The following is a 15,442-nucleotide window of genomic DNA, read 5'->3' as shown; positions in this document are numbered from 1 at the left end:
CGCAGGGTAAAAAGTCTGGTGGACATCATAAGGGGCCGCCTTCGAAATGGGTAGTTAACAAAGGCTCGACGGTGGCCGACCAAAGCCGACTGTTCGACGGGGCGCGGGCCTGTATACTTGCGGCCTATTTGAGGAGCGCTCCATGGTCGAAGATGTTGAACTGAACCGCCTCTATTGGCACAGCCGCCGCGGCATGCTTGAGCTTGATGTGTTGCTGGTGCCGTTTGTGAAAGAGGTTTATCGGCACCTCAACGAGGTTGATCGCGCCTGCTATGTCAGGTTGCTCGAATGTGAAGATCAGGACATGTTCGGCTGGTTCATGGAACGCAGCGAATCGGAAGATCCTGAGCTGCAACGCATGGTTCGCATGATCCTGGATCGTGTCCAGCCCAAGTAATGGGTTCGAATGCCGCTGGCATGCCTCACGGCAGTTGCTGGCGGCCTATCTTCTGGTCCAGATGTTCGCGTTGGGTTCGTTGTTTTTACTGTCGATTCCGGTCTGGGCCAGCTTGCTCGGCGTCATGCTGTGCGTGGTTCACGGCGCTTGGCTGTTGCCCCGGCAAATCCTGCTGACGCACCCGCAGGCCTTTTGCGGCTTGCGGCGCGATGCCGATGGCTGGCAGTTGTGGAGTCGGGCCAGGGGGTGGCAGGCCGTACAACTGAGGCCGGACAGCCTGGCGCTGCCGTTGGTGGTGGTACTGCGTTTCCGTCTGCGTGGCGAGCGCCGGGTCAGGGCCATTTGCGTACCCCGGGATGCGCAGGCGGCGGATGTGCACCGACGCCTGCGGGTGCGGCTCAAGTTCAGCCGACGTAGGTGGGCGGCACCAGAATAGTGTCCAGCGCGACCGGTAACATGTCCGGGTAGTCGAGGGTGTAATGCAGGCCTCGGCTTTCCTTGCGCTCCATGGCTGACAGAATCATCAGCTCGGCCACCTGGGCCAGGTTGCGCAGCTCGATCAGGTCCCGGCTGACCTTGTAGTTGCTGTAGAACTCGTCGATTTCATCCAGCAACAGCTGCACGCGGTGTTGCGCCCGTTGCAGACGCTTGTTGGTGCGCACGATGCCAACGTAGTCCCACATGAATCGCCGCAGTTCATCCCAGTTGTGCGCAATGATCACGTCTTCATCGGAATCGGTGACCTGGCTCGCATCCCAGGCGGGAAGGGGGGTTGGCATCGGAACCCGGGGCAACTGTTCGAGAATGTCCGCGGCTGCCGAGCGGGCATAGACGAAACATTCCAGCAGCGAGTTGCTGGCCATGCGGTTGGCGCCGTGCAGGCCGGTGAAACTGGTTTCGCCGATGGCATACAGTCCCGGCACATCGGTGCGACCCTGTTGATCGACCATCACGCCGCCGCAGGTGTAGTGCGCCGCCGGGACCACCGGGATCGGTTGTTTGGTGATGTCGATGGAAAATTCCAGGCAGCGTTCGTACACCGTCGGGAAGTGCGTCTTGATGAAGGCTTCGGGTTTGTGGCTGATGTCCAGATAGACGCAGTCGATGCCCAGGCGCTTCATTTCATGGTCGATGGCCCGGGCGACGATGTCTCGTGGGGCCAATTCGGCCCGTGGATCGAAGCGCTGCATGAAGCGCTCGCCGTTGGGCAGCTTCAGGTGGGCACCTTCGCCTCGCAGGGCTTCGGTGACCAGGAAACTCTTGGCTTGCGGGTGATACAGGCAAGTAGGGTGGAACTGGTTGAATTCCAGGTTCGCCACCCGGCAGCCCGAGCGCCAGGCCATGGCAATGCCATCGCCGCAGGCGCCGTCAGGGTTACTGGTGTAGAGGTAAACCTTGGCCGCACCACCGGAGGCGAGGATCACAAAGCGGGCGCCGTAGGTGTCGACTTCGCCGGTGCCGCGATTGAGCACATAGGCGCCGAGGCAGCGATCACCTTCGAGTCCCAGGCGTTTCTCGGTAATAAGGTCAACCGCAACCCGCTGCTCCAGCAGTTCGATGTTCGGTCGTTTCCGGGCCTGGTCGAGCAGGGTGGTGAAAATGGCAGCACCGGTGGCATCGGCGGCATGGATGATGCGCCGATGGCTGTGACCACCCTCGCGGGTGAGGTGGAACTCGAACCCGCCATCTTCGTTACTCGATTGTTCATCGCGGGTAAAGGGCACGCCCTGGTCAATCAGCCATTGAATCGCTTCCCTGCTGTGCTCGACGGTAAAGCGCACGGCGTCCTCATGACACAGGCCACCGCCGGCATTGAGGGTGTCATCGACATGGGATTCAACGGTATCGGTGTCATCGAGAACGGCCGCAACGCCGCCCTGGGCCCAGAAAGTCGAGCCATTGGCGAGGTTGCCCTTGCTCAGAACGGCAATGCGCAAATGACCGGGCAAGGTCAGCGCAAGGCTCAAGCCGGCAGCACCGCTGCCAATTACCAGAACATCGTGTTGAAACTGTTGGCTCATTTCAGGATTCCGCTCAAAGCGACCCGGGTCGGGGGTGGCGCAGCTGGACTTTCGAGTCAACGCAGCCGCACTGCCCACTAGTATATAGAGGGGGGGAGCGGCACAATACCCGAGCTAGCATGGCATTGTGAAACTACCGTGACGCAAAACATCGGTCGCTTCGTCGGATGTTTTTCTGCCCATTGGGCGCGAGAATGACTGTATCGCCGATTTAACAGTCTTTTTCCCTTCACGGTTGCACGATGTCGGGTTGGTACGGCTATAAATAATTGGAACTTTTGCCAAAGGCCCAAGATCAATAGACGGTTGCCTGAAACAAGGGACAGTGTCGGCTTCAGTGCGGGATTGCAGTTCGATCCTTGCTGAAGAATCCGATGACAAGATTATCCGCGCAGCCGGGTCAACTCGTGCTGCGCTTTTCGTGCGTGCCAAATCAGAGCCCGCAGGAAACTTGCCTGGAGGGGGAGAACTTTTGCGAAAAGCCCGAGTCTATGTTTGCAAGTCTGGTGGTTTACTTCTGCAAGCCTCCTCCGAGCTCATCGAGGAGTGTTCATGCTAACCCAGGAAGAGGATCAGCAACTGGTCGAACGCGTTCAGCGCGGCGACAAGCGTGCTTTCGATCTGCTAGTGCTGAAATACCAGCACAAAATTCTCGGGTTGATCGTGCGTTTCGTGCACGACACCCATGAAGCCCAGGATGTGGCACAAGAAGCCTTTATCAAGGCATACCGTGCACTTGGAAATTTTCGCGGAGACAGCGCGTTTTATACGTGGCTTTACCGCATCGCCATCAACACGGCGAAAAACTATCTGGTTTCACGCGGCCGTCGGCCGCCGGATAGCGATGTCAGTTCCGAGGATGCAGAGTTCTACGATGGCGATCATGGCCTCAAGGATCTCGAGTCGCCAGAACGGGCTTTGCTGCGGGATGAGATCGAAGGCACCGTCCATCGAACCATTCAGCAACTGCCGGAAGATTTGCGTACGGCTTTAACTTTACGTGAGTTTGATGGTCTGAGTTACGAGGACATTGCGAGCGTCATGCAATGTCCGGTAGGCACCGTGCGCTCCCGGATTTTCCGCGCCCGGGAGGCCATCGACAAAGCCCTGCAGCCGTTGTTGCAGGAAAACTAAAGACAGCGGCGACAGCCAAGAGAGGAACGCCATGAGTCGTGAAGCCCTGCAGGAATCGCTGTCCGCAGTGATGGATAACGAAGCGGACGAACTGGAATTGCGTCGGGTATTGAATGCCTGTGACGATGTAGAAACCCGTGAAACCTGGGCTCGTTATCAGATCGCTCGGGCAGTGATGCACAAGGATCTGCTGCTTCCACGCCTGGACATCGCCGCGGCTGTTTCTGCTGCCCTGGCTGACGAAGCCGTACCGGCAAAAGCTTCCCGTGGTCCATGGCGCAGCCTGGGTCGTCTGGCGGTCGCTGCCTCGGTGACCCTGGCGGTGCTGGCCGGTGTGCGTCTGTACAACCAGGATGAGATCGCCGGTGTCGAGCTGGCCCAGCAATCCGCTCAACCCGGACTGGCTGCTCCTCAAGTAAAAGGCCCAGCCGTTTTGGCAGGCTACAATGAGAGTTCGGATGCTACTGGCCCAATGGCCAATGGCGTACTGCAAGGTCAGCCAGGCTGGCACGATCAGCGTCTGCCAGGTTACTTGCGCCAACACGCACAACAGGCTGCATTGAAAGGCACTGAGAGCGCTCTGCCTTACGCTCGTGCCGCAAGTCTGGAAAACCGTTAAGGAGGATCATGCGCGCCATACCTCTACTTTCGCTTCTGCTCAGCGGCTGGTTCATCGTTCCAGCCCAAGCCGGTGAAGCCCAGGACTGGTTGACCCGCCTGGGCCAGGCAGAGCAACAGCAAAGCTTTCAGGGTACTTTCGTCTACGAGCGTAACGGTAGTTTTTCTACCCATAACATCTGGCACCGCGTCCAGGATGGAAAGGTCCGCGAGCGTTTAATCCAGCTCGACGGTTCCGCTCAGGAAGTCGTTCGCATTGATGGGCAAACCCAATGCGTCAGTGGCACACTGATAGCAGGGCTTGGGGACTCCCCGAACTCCGCCGCCCGTGCACTCGATCCTCAAAAGCTCAAGAATTGGTATGACCTGGCCGTCATCGGCAAGTCGCGTGTCGCCGGGCGTTCGGCGGTGATCGTATCGCTGACACCCCGTGATCAGCACCGCTATGGTTTTGAACTGCATCTGGACAAGGAGACCGGCCTGCCTCTGAAGTCCTTGCTACTGGACGACAAGGGGCGGTTGTTGGAGCGCTTCCAGTTCACGCAAATGGATACCGCTGACGTCCCTTCCGAAAAAGACCTGCAGGCCAGTAATGATTGCAAGCCAGTCAATCTCGAAAGTGACAAGGCCTCTGCCGTCAAGGCTGCCCAGGTCTGGCGTTCCGACTGGTTGCCGCCTGGCTTCGAGCTGATCAGCAGCACCGCTCGCAAGGATCCGCAGACCAAGACTCAGGTCAATAGCCTGATGTATGACGATGGCTTGACGCGCTTTTCGGTATTCCTCGAGCCGTTGAATGGCGCAACAGTCACCGATACCCGTACTCAGTTGGGGCCGACCGTTGCGGTTTCCCGGCGCTTGGCCACGGCACAGGGCGACATGATGGTGACTGTCGTTGGCGAGATACCGGTCGGTACTGCTGAACGGATAGCGCTTTCGATGCGTACCGACGCCGCTGCAACCAAGCAATGAGCTGAATTCGAAATGTTTCGTGAGCATTTCAGCTTGCAAAAATCCCGTAGAATTTTTATAGGTCAGAGCCTCTCGGCTCTGGCCTTGTTTGTTGTTCCCGGAACAAAAATACCGGCGTATTGTTCCCGGTGTTCCTTGCTCCATATCGCTTAACCATGCTCGTTGTAACGGGAGCCGTATGTCGATACCACGCTTGAAGTCCTACCTTTCCATTATTGCCACCGTGCTGGTGCTCGGTCAGGCGGTCACCGCCCAAGCGGTCGAATTGCCTGACTTTACGCAGCTGGTCGAACAGGCTTCGCCTGCGGTCGTGAACATCAGTACCACGCAAAAGCTGCCGGATCGCAAAGTCAGCCAGCAAATGCCTGACCTCGAAGGCTTGCCACCGATGCTGCGCGAATTCTTCGAACGGGGCATGCCGCCACAATCGCGCTCACCTCGTGACCGTCAGCGCGAGGCAACCTCCCTGGGTTCGGGTTTCATCATCTCTTCCGATGGCTATATCCTGACCAATAATCACGTGATCGCCGACGCTGACGAAATCCTCGTCCGCCTGGCCGATCGCAGTGAAATGAAAGCCAAGCTGATCGGTACCGATCCACGTTCCGACGTGGCGCTGCTGAAAATCGAAGGCAAGGATCTGCCAGTGCTCAAGCTTGGCAAGTCCCAGGACCTGAAGGCTGGCCAATGGGTTGTTGCGATCGGTTCGCCATTCGGCTTTGACCACACGGTGACCCAAGGCATCGTCAGCGCCGTCGGTCGCAGCCTGCCGAACGAAAATTATGTGCCGTTCATCCAGACCGACGTGGCGATCAACCCGGGTAACTCCGGTGGTCCGCTGTTCAACCTCAACGGTGAGGTGGTCGGGATCAACTCGCAGATCTATACCCGCTCCGGTGGCTTCATGGGCGTGTCGTTTGCAATCCCGATCGACGTGGCCATGGATGTTTCCAATCAGCTGAAATCCGGTGGCAAGGTCAGCCGTGGCTGGCTGGGCGTCGTGATTCAGGAAGTGAGCAAGGATCTGGCCGAGTCGTTCGGCCTGGAGAAACCGGCCGGTGCGCTGGTTGCCCAAATCCAGGACGATGGCCCGGCTGCCAAGGGCGGCCTGCAAGTTGGCGATGTGATCCTGAGCATGAACGGTCAGCCAATCGTCATGTCGGCCGACCTGCCGCATCTGGTTGGCGGGTTGAAGGCTGGCAACAAGGCCGATCTGGAAGTGATTCGTGACGGCAAGCGCAAGAATGTCGAATTGACGGTCGGCGCAATTCCGGAAGAAGGCAAGGAGCTGGACTCGCTGCCAAAATCCAGCATCGAGCGCAGCAGCAATCGCCTTGGTGTTTCTGTGGTCGAGCTGACTGACGAGCAGAAGAAAACCTACGACCTCAAGGGGGGGGTGCTGATCAAGGAAGTACAGGACGGCCCTGCTGCCATGATCGGCTTGCAGCCGGGTGATGTGATCACCCATCTGAACAACCAGGCGATCGGTTCCACCAAGGAGTTCGCGGACATCGCCAAGGCGCTGCCAAAGAACCGTTCGGTGTCGATGCGGGTACTGCGTCAGGGACGTGCGAGCTTCATCACCTTCAAGCTGGCTGAATAACCCGGTTGGTGGATGCATAAAAAACCGCCTCGAAAGAGGCGGTTTTTTTGTGTCCGGACCTTTTGTCGTCGGGGCGTCAGCCCATCATGTCCTTGATCATGCGCTCTTGTTCCATCAGCTCGCGTTGTCGCGCGTCGATCCGCGAAGACAGCGGGAAGTTGCTACCAGCCCTGCGTTTGGCGAAGTCCAGTTGCTGAATGGCCTGTTTGTAGTCCCCGACTAGCGCAAAGTATTCGGCGCGAGCCTGATGCAGGCCGATGATATTGCCCGACAGGCCGCGCGTCTCGGCAACCTGATACCACACGTCCGGGTCATCCGGGCGGGACTTGAGCAGGCTATCGAGGGCTTTCTCCGCATCCGCAGTACGGTTTTGCTTGAGCAGCAGGTCGACGCGAATCTGGTTCAGCGGGTAGTTGCCAGAGTATTGGCCCATCAACCGGTCAACCCGGGACTGGGCATCCGCCAAGCGATTATTGGTGATATCCAGATCGACCTGAGCCAGGTTGTAGATGATTTCGTTGGGTGACTTGGCCAGCAACTGCTTGAGGTTTTCCCGTGCTTCGTTCAGTTGGCCGCCCTTGATCTGGGCGATCGCCAGACCGTAGCGTGCCACGTCGTTTTTCGGGTTCTCGTCGAGCTGGGCGCGGAAGCGCTTGGCGCCAAGCCCCGGGGTTTCTTCATAGATCAGCTGTACGCGTGCGCGGATCAGTTGGTAGCGCATGCTGTCTTCGATACCGCCCTTTGGAAACTGTTCGGCGCGGTTGCGGGTGTCGGCGATACGCGATTCGGTGACCGGGTGGGTCAGCAGAAATTCCGGTGGCTTGGCATCGTAGCGGTACTGACGCCCCAGCCGTTCGAACATGGTTGGCATCGAGCGGGGATCGTAACCGGCCTTTTCCAGATTGAGGATGCCGATACGGTCGGCTTCTTGCTCGTTCTGGCGGGAGAATCGCCGCTGTTCCTGGATGGCTGCGGCCTGTGTGCCGGCAATGGCCGCGATCCCGGCGTCACCGCCACCGGCGGCCGCCAGCACGATACCCGCCAGCAATGCAGCCATCATGGGTACTTGCATGCGTTGTTGCGCTTCGACGCCCCGGGCAAAGTGGCGCTGCGACAAGTGAGCCAATTCGTGCGCCAGTACCGAAGCGTATTCGCCCTCGGTCTGGGCGTTGAGGAACAAACCTCCGTTCACCCCGACGATCCCGCCCGGCGCTGCAAAGGCGTTGAGCTGCGGGCTGTTGATCAGGATGAACTCCAGGCGTCGGTCAGTGACCTGGCTGGTCTCGACCAGTCGGTAAACGCTGGATTCCACGTAATTCTTGAGCTGCGGATCGTTGAGCTGCGAAACCTGACTGCGCAACATTGCCAGCCAGGCGCGGCCGAGCTGGTATTCCTGTTGCGGCGAGACAATGGCAGAACTGGCGTCGCCGAGTGACGGCAGGTCGTCGGCAAAGCCCGGTGAGGCGAGCAGGCAAGCGAGCGTCAGCAGGGTGGGGCGCAAAAAAGTCATGCACAAAGCCTTAGTCGACAAAGACCTTACTGTAGCCGGACACCGGCGTTGCGACCAGATATTCTAGGCAACACAACCACCTGACCTGGAGTGATGCAATGACCGACGCTGTAAAGCATGACGTTGAACTGGACGCCAGCGGCCTGAATTGCCCGTTGCCGTTGCTCAAGGCCAAGATGGAGCTCAACCGTCTGGCCAGTGGCGCGGTGCTCAAGGTCATCGCCACCGATGCGGGTTCGCAGCGCGACTTTCGCACCTTTGCCCGATTGGCCGGTCATACCCTGCTTCGTGAAGAAGATGATGCGGGTGTTTACCGTTACTGGTTGAAAAAAGCCTGAAATCGGCTGCGTTTACTCCTAAGGATTATTGATGTTCAAAGTGTTGCGCGACTGGATTCAGCGCTATTTCTCCGATGAAGAAGCGGTGGTGCTGGCTGTCCTGCTGGTTCTGGCGTTCACCGCCGTACTGACCCTGGGCGGTATGCTGGCGCCGGTGCTCGCCGGGATGGTGCTTGCGTACCTGATGCAGGGGCTGGTAGTGACCCTCGAGCGCCTGCGGGTGCCGGGCGGGGTCGCGGTAGGGTTGGTCTTTGCATTGTTCATGGGGCTGTTGCTGGTGTTTATCGTGGTGGTCGTGCCGTTGCTGTGGCATCAACTGATCACGTTGTTCAACGAGTTGCCCGGCATGCTCGCCAAGTGGCAGTCGCTGTTGCTGCTGCTACCCGAACGCTATCCGCATCTGGTGTCCGATGAGCAAGTACTGCAGGCCATCGAAGCGGCGCGGGGCGAAATCGGCAAGTTTGGTCAGTGGGCACTGACGTTCTCGCTGTCGAGCCTGCCATTGCTGGTGAACATCATGATCTACCTGGTGCTGGTGCCGATCCTGGTGTTCTTCTTCCTCAAGGATCGGGCCATGATCGGCCAGTGGGTGCGCGGTTACCTGCCCCGTGAGCGGGCGTTGATCACCCGGGTCGCCCATGAAATGAACCGGCAGATCGCCAATTACATTCGCGGCAAGGTCATCGAAATCTTCATTTGCGGTGGCGTGACCTACATCGCCTTTGTTGTACTTGAACTCAATTACGCGGCGCTGCTGGCACTGCTGGTGGGGATTTCGGTGGTGGTGCCTTATGTCGGCGCCGTGGTGGTGACTGTGCCCGTGTTTCTGATTGCGCTATTCCAGTGGGGCTGGAGCGATCAGTTCATATACTTGATGGCGGTCTACGGGATCATTCAGACGCTGGATGGCAACGTGCTGGTGCCATTGTTGTTCTCGGAAGCGGTCAACCTGCATCCGGTGGCAATCATCTGCGCAGTGCTGTTGTTTGGCGGGTTGTGGGGGTTCTGGGGGGTGTTCTTCGCGATTCCCCTGGCGACGCTGTTCAAGGCCGTGCTGGATGCCTGGCCGCGCAAGGAGCCGGAGGTCGCGCCGCTGCTTTAAGGAGCAGGTTTGATCGTTCAGTGGGGCTGATGGCCCCTTCGCGAGCAAGCTCGCTCACACAGTTGACCGAGTTGTTCAGAAAATCACGGTTAGCTGTGGGAGCGAGCTTGCTCGCGATGGCGTCCGAAAGAGCACCCGGAAATCAGGCCTTATTCAAAGCCTGAGCCGCGGCCAATACCGCATCAACATGCCCCGGTACCTTCACGCCGCGCCATTCCTGGCGCAGCATGCCGTTGGCGTCGATCAGGAACGTGCTGCGATCCACGCCCATGTATTCCTTGCCGTAGAGCTTTTTCAGCTTGATCACGTCGAACACTTGGCAGATGGCTTCGTCCTTGTCGCTGATCAGCTCAAAAGGGAATTCCTGTTTGCACTTGAAGTTCTCGTGGGATTTGAGGCTGTCGCGAGACACGCCGAACACTTCGGTATTGGCGGCCTTGAACGCAGCGTATTGATCACGAAAGCCCTGCCCCTCGGTCGTGCAGCCCGGGGTGCTGTCCTTGGGGTAGAAGTAGATCACTACCTGCTTGCCTTTCAGGCCGGCGAGGCTGACGGTTTGCCCGCTGGTGGCGGGGGCTTGGAAATCGGCAACCGGTTGGTCGATGGCGACGGCCATGAAAGCTTCCTTACATTGGGTTCTGTGGGCGCCAGGGTTCGATCAGGGCATCGAGGTTCAGCGCGTCGGCAAAATCCAGGAACTGATCGCGCAGCCAGCTGATTTGCACGCCGGCCGGCAAGGTCACGGTGAACGTGGCGTTGAGCATGGTGCCGCCGGTCTGCGGAGCCTGATAAGTGTCGCAGGTCAGGTTTTCCAGCTCGACATTGTGGTCCATGAAGAACTGGCACAGCTCGTTGATGATGTCCGAGCGGTAGGCCGAGCTGACATAAGCGACGTACGGCAGGGCCTGAGGGCGGTTTTCCAGGGCCGCGCTGCGCACCACGTTGACCGTGAACGCATGCCGCTTGGCCAATACTGGCAGGCTGCCTTCCAGGCGTGCCAGGGCATCCCAGCTACCGGAGATTTCCAGCACCAGGGCACTGCATTCGCCATGGCGGGTCAGGCGAGAGGTGACAACGGCGCAGCGGTTTTCATGGCTGGCGCGGCACAGGACGTTGGTCAGCTCCATGGGGTTGGCGCCGAGGGCACTGATAACAAGGAATTGTTCGCGAACTGTGGGGGTGGACATGCAGCATTCCTAAAGCGATGAGCGGTCGGTACGTCCAGAGGGCGTTTTGCCGGGAGCGAGCCTGCGGATGCGAATTCAGTAAACCCCAAGCGGCAGGTCGCGACGTGCTCCGGCAGGGCGGGAGCGAGACGCGGCAACGCTGGATCAGGGCTTGTGATGCCGAAAATGGAGGCTGAAACCCGACGCGCGAGCTTGTCTGTACCGATCAAAGTCTGAAGGGTAGCGAAAACCGGCGCCAAGGGGAATGGCGGCAGCACAGTACTTCGCTTGTACAAGCATCTTGGCGCCAGTACCATTACGGCTCTCTTTTTCCGGCAGGAGCGGTTTCATGATTGCGGGCAGTATGGTGGCACTGGTCACACCCATGGATGCACAGGGGCGTCTTGACTGGGACAGCCTCAGCAAACTCGTGGACTTCCACCTTGAAAACGGCACCCATGCCATTGTCGCCGTTGGCACCACCGGCGAGTCGGCAACCCTCGACGTCAACGAGCACATCGAAGTCATCCGTGCCGTGGTCAAGCAGGTCAACGGCCGCATTCCGGTGATTGCCGGTACCGGCGCCAATTCGACCCGCGAAGCCGTCGAATTGACCCGTAATGCCAAGGAAGCCGGCGCCGATGCCTGCCTGCTGGTAGTGCCGTACTACAACAAGCCGACCCAGGAAGGCCTGTACCTGCACTTCAAGCACATCGCCGAATCGGTCGACATCCCGCAGATTCTCTATAACGTTCCCGGCCGCACCTCCTGCGATATGCAGGCCGAAACCGTGATCCGCCTGTCCACCGTGCCGAACATCATCGGTATCAAGGAAGCGACCGGCGACCTCAAGCGCGCCAAGGCCATCCTCGACGGCGTAAGCAAGGACTTCATCGTCCTTTCCGGCGATGATCCGACCGCGGTCGAGCTGATCCTGATGGGCGGCAAGGGCAACATCTCCGTTACCGCCAACGTCGCGCCGCGTGAAATGGCCGATCTGTGCGAGGCTGCCCTCAAGGGGGATGCCGAGACTGCACGGGCAATCAACGAAAAACTGATGCCACTGCACAAGGATCTGTTCATCGAAGCCAACCCGATTCCGGTGAAGTGGGCTTTGGTTGAAATGGGCCTGATGCACGAAGGCATCCGCCTGCCGTTGACCTGGCTGAGCGCACCTTGTCACGAAACGCTGCGCACGGCCCTGCGCCAGTGCGGCGTCCTGGTTTAATTGAGGAAGTACAACGCATGAAGCGAATGGCCGGACTTTCCGCACTTGCCTTGATTATCTCCAGCACCAGTGGCTGTGGATGGATCTGGGGCCCGGAAGGTTATTTCCGTGACCGTGGTAGCGATTACCTGGAAGCGCAACAGACTGCACCGATGCAAATGCCACCGGATGTCCGTACCGCCAAGCGTCTGGATCCGCTGTTGCCGATCCCGCGCAACGTGGCCGATGACACCGCCAAGGGCGAATACATCGTTCCTCGGCCGCAGCCGCTGACCGCGGGTGCTGACGCCGGTGCCTACTCCCTGCAGAAGAGCGGCGGCTCCAGCTCCATCCTGGCGCAGAATCCGCCGGCTGAAGTCTGGCCCGTGGCCGTTCAGTTCTTCCAGGACAACGGTTTCCGTCTGGATGAACAGCGTCCGCAAACCGGTGAATTCACCACGACCTGGCAGCATTCCGATGAACTGTCTGCGGCCATGGCCAAGCGCCTGAGCGCGGCCGGCGTCAGCACGGACAGCGAAACCCGCGTGCGGGTGCGCATCGAACCGGGCGTGCAGCGCAACACCAGTGAAGTCTATGTGGTCAGCGCCGAGCGTCCCGCCGGCAGCACCGCCGACGTGGCCTTCACCAACCGTTCGGTCAACACTGGCCTGGACGCGGCACTGGTCGACGACATGCTCGCGAGCATGAGCCGTATCTCCGAGAAGGGCGGTTCGGTCTCCATGCTGGCTTCGCGTGATTTCGACGCGCCAAGTCGTGTCAGCCTGAGTGAAGACGGCAGCGGCAACCCTGTGCTGAACGTCGGTACCGATCTGGATCGTGCCTGGTCGAGCGTCGGTCGTGCGCTGGAACAAGGCGAATGGCGTGTTGAAGACATCAACCGCAGCCTGGGCCTGTACTACATCAACCTGGCCGAAAAAGCCGAGAGCAAAGACGACAAGCCAGGCTTCTTCAGCAGCCTGTTCGGCAGCGCGCCGAGCAAGGAAGAGCTTGAGGCCCGCGCCGAGCGTTATCAGGTTCGCCTGAGCAAGGTTGGCGAGAACGTCCAGGTCACCGTAGAGAAAAACATCAACACCGTGGCGCCGGCCGATGTGGCGCGTAAAGTGTTGAGCAAGATTCAGGACAACCTGGGCTGATCCTATGCGTTTTGCCGTTCTCGGCAGCGGTAGTCAAGGGAACGGCACGCTGATAGCCAGCGCTGATACGTACGTATTGGTGGATTGTGGTTTTTCCCTGCGGGAAACCGAAAAACGCCTGCTGCGCCTGGGTGTGAACCCTGCGCAGCTGAGCGCGATACTCGTGACCCACGAACATGCCGACCACGTGCATGGCGTGGGTTTGCTGTCTCGGCGCTACAATCTGCCTGTCTACCTCAGTCGCGGGACCTTGCGCGGGATGCGCAAACCTATTGAGCCGGCAGGCTTTCTGGCCGGCGGCGATCAACTGCAAATCGGCGACTTGAGCATCGGTGTCATTGCCGTGGCCCACGATGCACAAGAACCGACGCAATATGTTTTCAGTGACGGTTTACGGCGCTTCGGCCTGTTGACCGACCTGGGCTCGTATTGTGACAAGGTGCTGGACGGCTATCGGGATCTCGATGCGTTGATGATCGAGTCCAATCACTGTCGTGACATGCTGGCTCGCGGTCATTACCCGTACTTTCTCAAGCAGCGGGTAGGCGGTGAACTCGGGCATTTGAATAACCACCAGGCGGCATTCCTGGTGGCCGAGCTGGGCTGGAAAGACCTGCAACACCTGGTCCTGGCCCATCTGAGCAGCAAGAACAACCTGCCGCGGCTGGCCCGGCAATGTTTTGTCGACACCCTTGGGTGCGACCCGGACTGGCTGCAACTGGCCGATCAAGATTCAGGGCTCGACTGGCGACATATCGCCTAGCCCATCTACTTAGCAAGCGGAGCCCATCATGGAAAAACGTGAAGAACTCTACCGCGGCAAAGCCAAGTCGGTTTACAAGACCGACGACGCTAACCGCTTGATCCTGCTGTTTCGTAACGACACCTCGGCGTTCGACGGCAAGCGCATCGAGCAGCTCGACCGCAAAGGCATGGTGAACAACAAGTTCAACGCCTTCATCATGCAGAAGCTCGAAGCGGCCGGCGTGCCGACCCAATTCGACAAATTGCTGGGCGACAACGAATGCCTGGTGAAGAAACTCGACATGATCCCGGTCGAATGCGTCGTGCGTAACTACGCCGCCGGCAGCCTGGTCAAGCGTCTGGGTGTCGAAGAGGGCATGAAGCTCAACCCTTACACCTTCGAACTGTTCCTGAAGGACGACGCCAAGGGCGACCCGTTCATCAACGAATCCCACGTTGTGGCCTTTGGTTGGGGTACCGCCGAGCAACTGGTTCGCATGAAAGAGCTGTCGCTCAAGGTCAACGAAGTCCTGAGCAAGCTGTTCGACGACGCCGGCCTGCTGCTGGTCGACTTCAAACTGGAGTTCGGCGTGTTCCACGATGGCTCCATCGTGCTGGGCGACGAATTCAGTCCGGACGGCTGCCGTCTGTGGGACAAGGCCACCGGCAAGAAAATGGACAAGGACCGCTTCCGTCAGGGCCTCGGTGACGTCATCGAAGCCTATGAAGAAGTCGCCAATCGTCTGGGCGTACCGCTTTAACCGACGCAAGCATCTGATAGCACAGAAATATTTCGCTTAGGGGGTTCGCTTCCTGCGAAAGTGTTGTTATGATGCGCGCCGTTGGAGAGATGCCAGAGTGGCCGAATGGGACGGATTCGAAATCCGTTGTACCTTCACCGGTACCTAGGGTTCGAATCCCTATCTCTCCGCCATTATTGAACAAGACTAAGCCCCTGAAATGGTTAAACATTTCAGGGGCTTTTTCGTTTCTGTCGTATTGGTCGGGGAGGGCGTTTCGTGCCCCGGCATTTTTGACGTGATGCCTGTCATGCTCTTGGGATCCCCTGGGTATCCATTTGCCGTAGGTTTTTCTCACCATTGTTGTATCTATATGTCCAGGTGGTGTGGTTTGGGTTCGTTGCTGTCCCAGTGCTTTATATAGATGCTGGAGGTTCTCATGGTGGCGACCCGGGCGCTTTGGTAGGGAAGAAGAATTTTCAGGTGGGGGGTTGACCTCGGATTTTAATCCTGTACTATTCGCCTCCCGCTAACGAGCAGTTTGATGTTGTCGTTGGTTTAAGTAGTTGATTTTGTTGAAAAATCAGAAACTTTTAAGGTTGCAAGTTGAAAGGATGCGCTGTAAGATGTGCATCTCGGTTGAGACGAAAGATCTTAACCAGCCGCTCTTTAACAACTGAATCAAGCAATTCGTGTGGGTGCTTGTGGAGTCAGACTGCTAGTCAACAGATTATCAGCA

General features: G+C 58.6%; 16 protein-coding genes and 1 tRNA gene. 13 read left to right on the top strand and 4 right to left on the bottom strand.

The window, feature by feature from the left end:
- The first annotated feature begins 142 nt into the window (after positions 1 to 142).
- Together AC3WTM_RS19180 and AC3WTM_RS19175 are read left to right on the top strand one after the other, a co-directional pair.
- Positions 143 to 397: an FAD assembly factor SdhE gene (locus AC3WTM_RS19180; protein WP_057716026.1), complete on the top strand. Its 255-nt coding sequence runs from the start codon at positions 143 to 145 to the stop codon at positions 395 to 397.
- A complete protein-coding gene (locus AC3WTM_RS19175; protein WP_102672043.1) occupies positions 381 to 833 on the top strand; it encodes a protein YgfX in 453 nt (150 codons plus the stop codon). The genes AC3WTM_RS19180 and AC3WTM_RS19175 overlap by 17 nt, the downstream gene beginning before the upstream one ends.
- Here AC3WTM_RS19175 and nadB read toward each other — a convergent pair.
- Complete coding sequence (gene nadB / locus AC3WTM_RS19170) at positions 802 to 2,418, bottom strand: L-aspartate oxidase (RefSeq protein ID WP_057716024.1); 1,617 nt, start codon at positions 2,416 to 2,418, stop codon at positions 802 to 804. The two genes, AC3WTM_RS19175 and nadB, sit on opposite strands and share 32 nt — an antisense overlap.
- Positions 2,419 to 2,970: 552 nt before the next feature.
- On the opposite strand from nadB, the gene rpoE reads away from it, so the two are divergent.
- The 4 genes from rpoE (at position 2,971) to AC3WTM_RS19150 (ending at position 6,742) form a co-directional block, all read left to right on the top strand.
- Positions 2,971 to 3,552, top strand: a complete 582-nt coding sequence (gene rpoE, locus AC3WTM_RS19165) for an RNA polymerase sigma factor RpoE/AlgU (protein WP_003172477.1) — start codon at positions 2,971 to 2,973, stop codon at positions 3,550 to 3,552.
- A gap of 31 nt (positions 3,553 to 3,583) precedes the next feature.
- Positions 3,584 to 4,171 carry a sigma-E factor negative regulatory protein gene (locus tag AC3WTM_RS19160; RefSeq protein WP_057716023.1) on the top strand — a complete coding sequence of 196 codons (588 nt, stop codon included), beginning with the start codon at positions 3,584 to 3,586 and terminating at the stop codon, positions 4,169 to 4,171.
- 8 nt (positions 4,172 to 4,179) lie between these two features.
- On the top strand, positions 4,180 to 5,139 hold the full coding sequence (locus AC3WTM_RS19155) for a MucB/RseB C-terminal domain-containing protein (RefSeq protein ID WP_102672042.1): 960 nt from the start codon (positions 4,180 to 4,182) through the stop codon (positions 5,137 to 5,139).
- A 178-nt stretch (positions 5,140 to 5,317) separates the two neighbouring features.
- Positions 5,318 to 6,742 (top strand): DegQ family serine endoprotease, encoded by a 1,425-nt coding sequence (locus AC3WTM_RS19150; protein WP_102672041.1) that lies wholly within the window; start codon positions 5,318 to 5,320, stop codon positions 6,740 to 6,742.
- A gap of 76 nt (positions 6,743 to 6,818) precedes the next feature.
- Here the strand turns inward: AC3WTM_RS19150 and AC3WTM_RS19145 are convergent, their stop codons facing one another.
- Positions 6,819 to 8,252, bottom strand: a complete 1,434-nt coding sequence (locus tag AC3WTM_RS19145; RefSeq protein ID WP_102672040.1) for a M48 family metalloprotease — start codon at positions 8,250 to 8,252, stop codon at positions 6,819 to 6,821.
- A gap of 98 nt (positions 8,253 to 8,350) precedes the next feature.
- Here AC3WTM_RS19145 and AC3WTM_RS19140 point away from each other — a divergent pair, with 98 nt between their 5' ends.
- The gene (locus AC3WTM_RS19140; RefSeq protein WP_102672039.1) at positions 8,351 to 8,590 is read left to right on the top strand and encodes a sulfurtransferase TusA family protein; all 240 of its coding nucleotides are present in this window, start codon (positions 8,351 to 8,353) and stop codon (positions 8,588 to 8,590) included.
- Positions 8,591 to 8,621: 31 nt separating this feature from the next.
- Positions 8,622 to 9,692 carry an AI-2E family transporter gene (locus AC3WTM_RS19135; protein WP_102672038.1) on the top strand — a complete coding sequence of 357 codons (1,071 nt, stop codon included), beginning with the start codon at positions 8,622 to 8,624 and terminating at the stop codon, positions 9,690 to 9,692.
- Positions 9,693 to 9,834: 142 nt separating this feature from the next.
- Here AC3WTM_RS19135 and AC3WTM_RS19130 read toward each other — a convergent pair whose 3' ends face one another.
- Together AC3WTM_RS19130 and AC3WTM_RS19125 are read right to left on the bottom strand one after the other, a co-directional pair.
- Positions 9,835 to 10,308, bottom strand: a complete 474-nt coding sequence (locus tag AC3WTM_RS19130; RefSeq protein WP_102672037.1) for a peroxiredoxin — start codon at positions 10,306 to 10,308, stop codon at positions 9,835 to 9,837.
- Between the two features lie 10 nt (positions 10,309 to 10,318).
- Positions 10,319 to 10,879 carry a glycine cleavage system transcriptional repressor gene (locus AC3WTM_RS19125; protein WP_007979776.1) on the bottom strand — a complete coding sequence of 187 codons (561 nt, stop codon included), beginning with the start codon at positions 10,877 to 10,879 and terminating at the stop codon, positions 10,319 to 10,321.
- Positions 10,880 to 11,207: 328 nt separating this feature from the next.
- Here AC3WTM_RS19125 and dapA point away from each other — a divergent pair, with 328 nt between their 5' ends.
- The 5 genes from dapA to AC3WTM_RS19100 all read left to right on the top strand — a co-directional run bounded on the left by dapA (position 11,208) and on the right by AC3WTM_RS19100 (position 14,897).
- A complete protein-coding gene (gene dapA, locus AC3WTM_RS19120; protein ID WP_057716017.1) occupies positions 11,208 to 12,086 on the top strand; it encodes a 4-hydroxy-tetrahydrodipicolinate synthase in 879 nt (292 codons plus the stop codon).
- Positions 12,087 to 12,103: 17 nt separating this feature from the next.
- Positions 12,104 to 13,219 (top strand): NlpB/DapX family lipoprotein, encoded by a 1,116-nt coding sequence (gene bamC / locus AC3WTM_RS19115; RefSeq protein ID WP_057716016.1) that lies wholly within the window; start codon positions 12,104 to 12,106, stop codon positions 13,217 to 13,219.
- Positions 13,220 to 13,223: 4 nt separating this feature from the next.
- Positions 13,224 to 13,982: an MBL fold metallo-hydrolase gene (locus AC3WTM_RS19110; RefSeq protein ID WP_057716015.1), complete on the top strand. Its 759-nt coding sequence runs from the start codon at positions 13,224 to 13,226 to the stop codon at positions 13,980 to 13,982.
- A gap of 28 nt (positions 13,983 to 14,010) precedes the next feature.
- Positions 14,011 to 14,724, top strand: a complete 714-nt coding sequence (gene purC / locus AC3WTM_RS19105) for a phosphoribosylaminoimidazolesuccinocarboxamide synthase (protein WP_007944067.1) — start codon at positions 14,011 to 14,013, stop codon at positions 14,722 to 14,724.
- 83 nt (positions 14,725 to 14,807) lie between these two features.
- Positions 14,808 to 14,897 (top strand) — tRNA-Ser (locus AC3WTM_RS19100).
- The last annotated feature ends 545 nt before the right edge of the window (positions 14,898 to 15,442 follow it).

Source organism: Pseudomonas sp. EU05-FHT14B02, assembly GCF_058791055.1.
The sequence above is the reverse complement of the archived record's forward strand: the minus strand, read 5'-3'. Positions and strand labels throughout refer to the sequence as shown.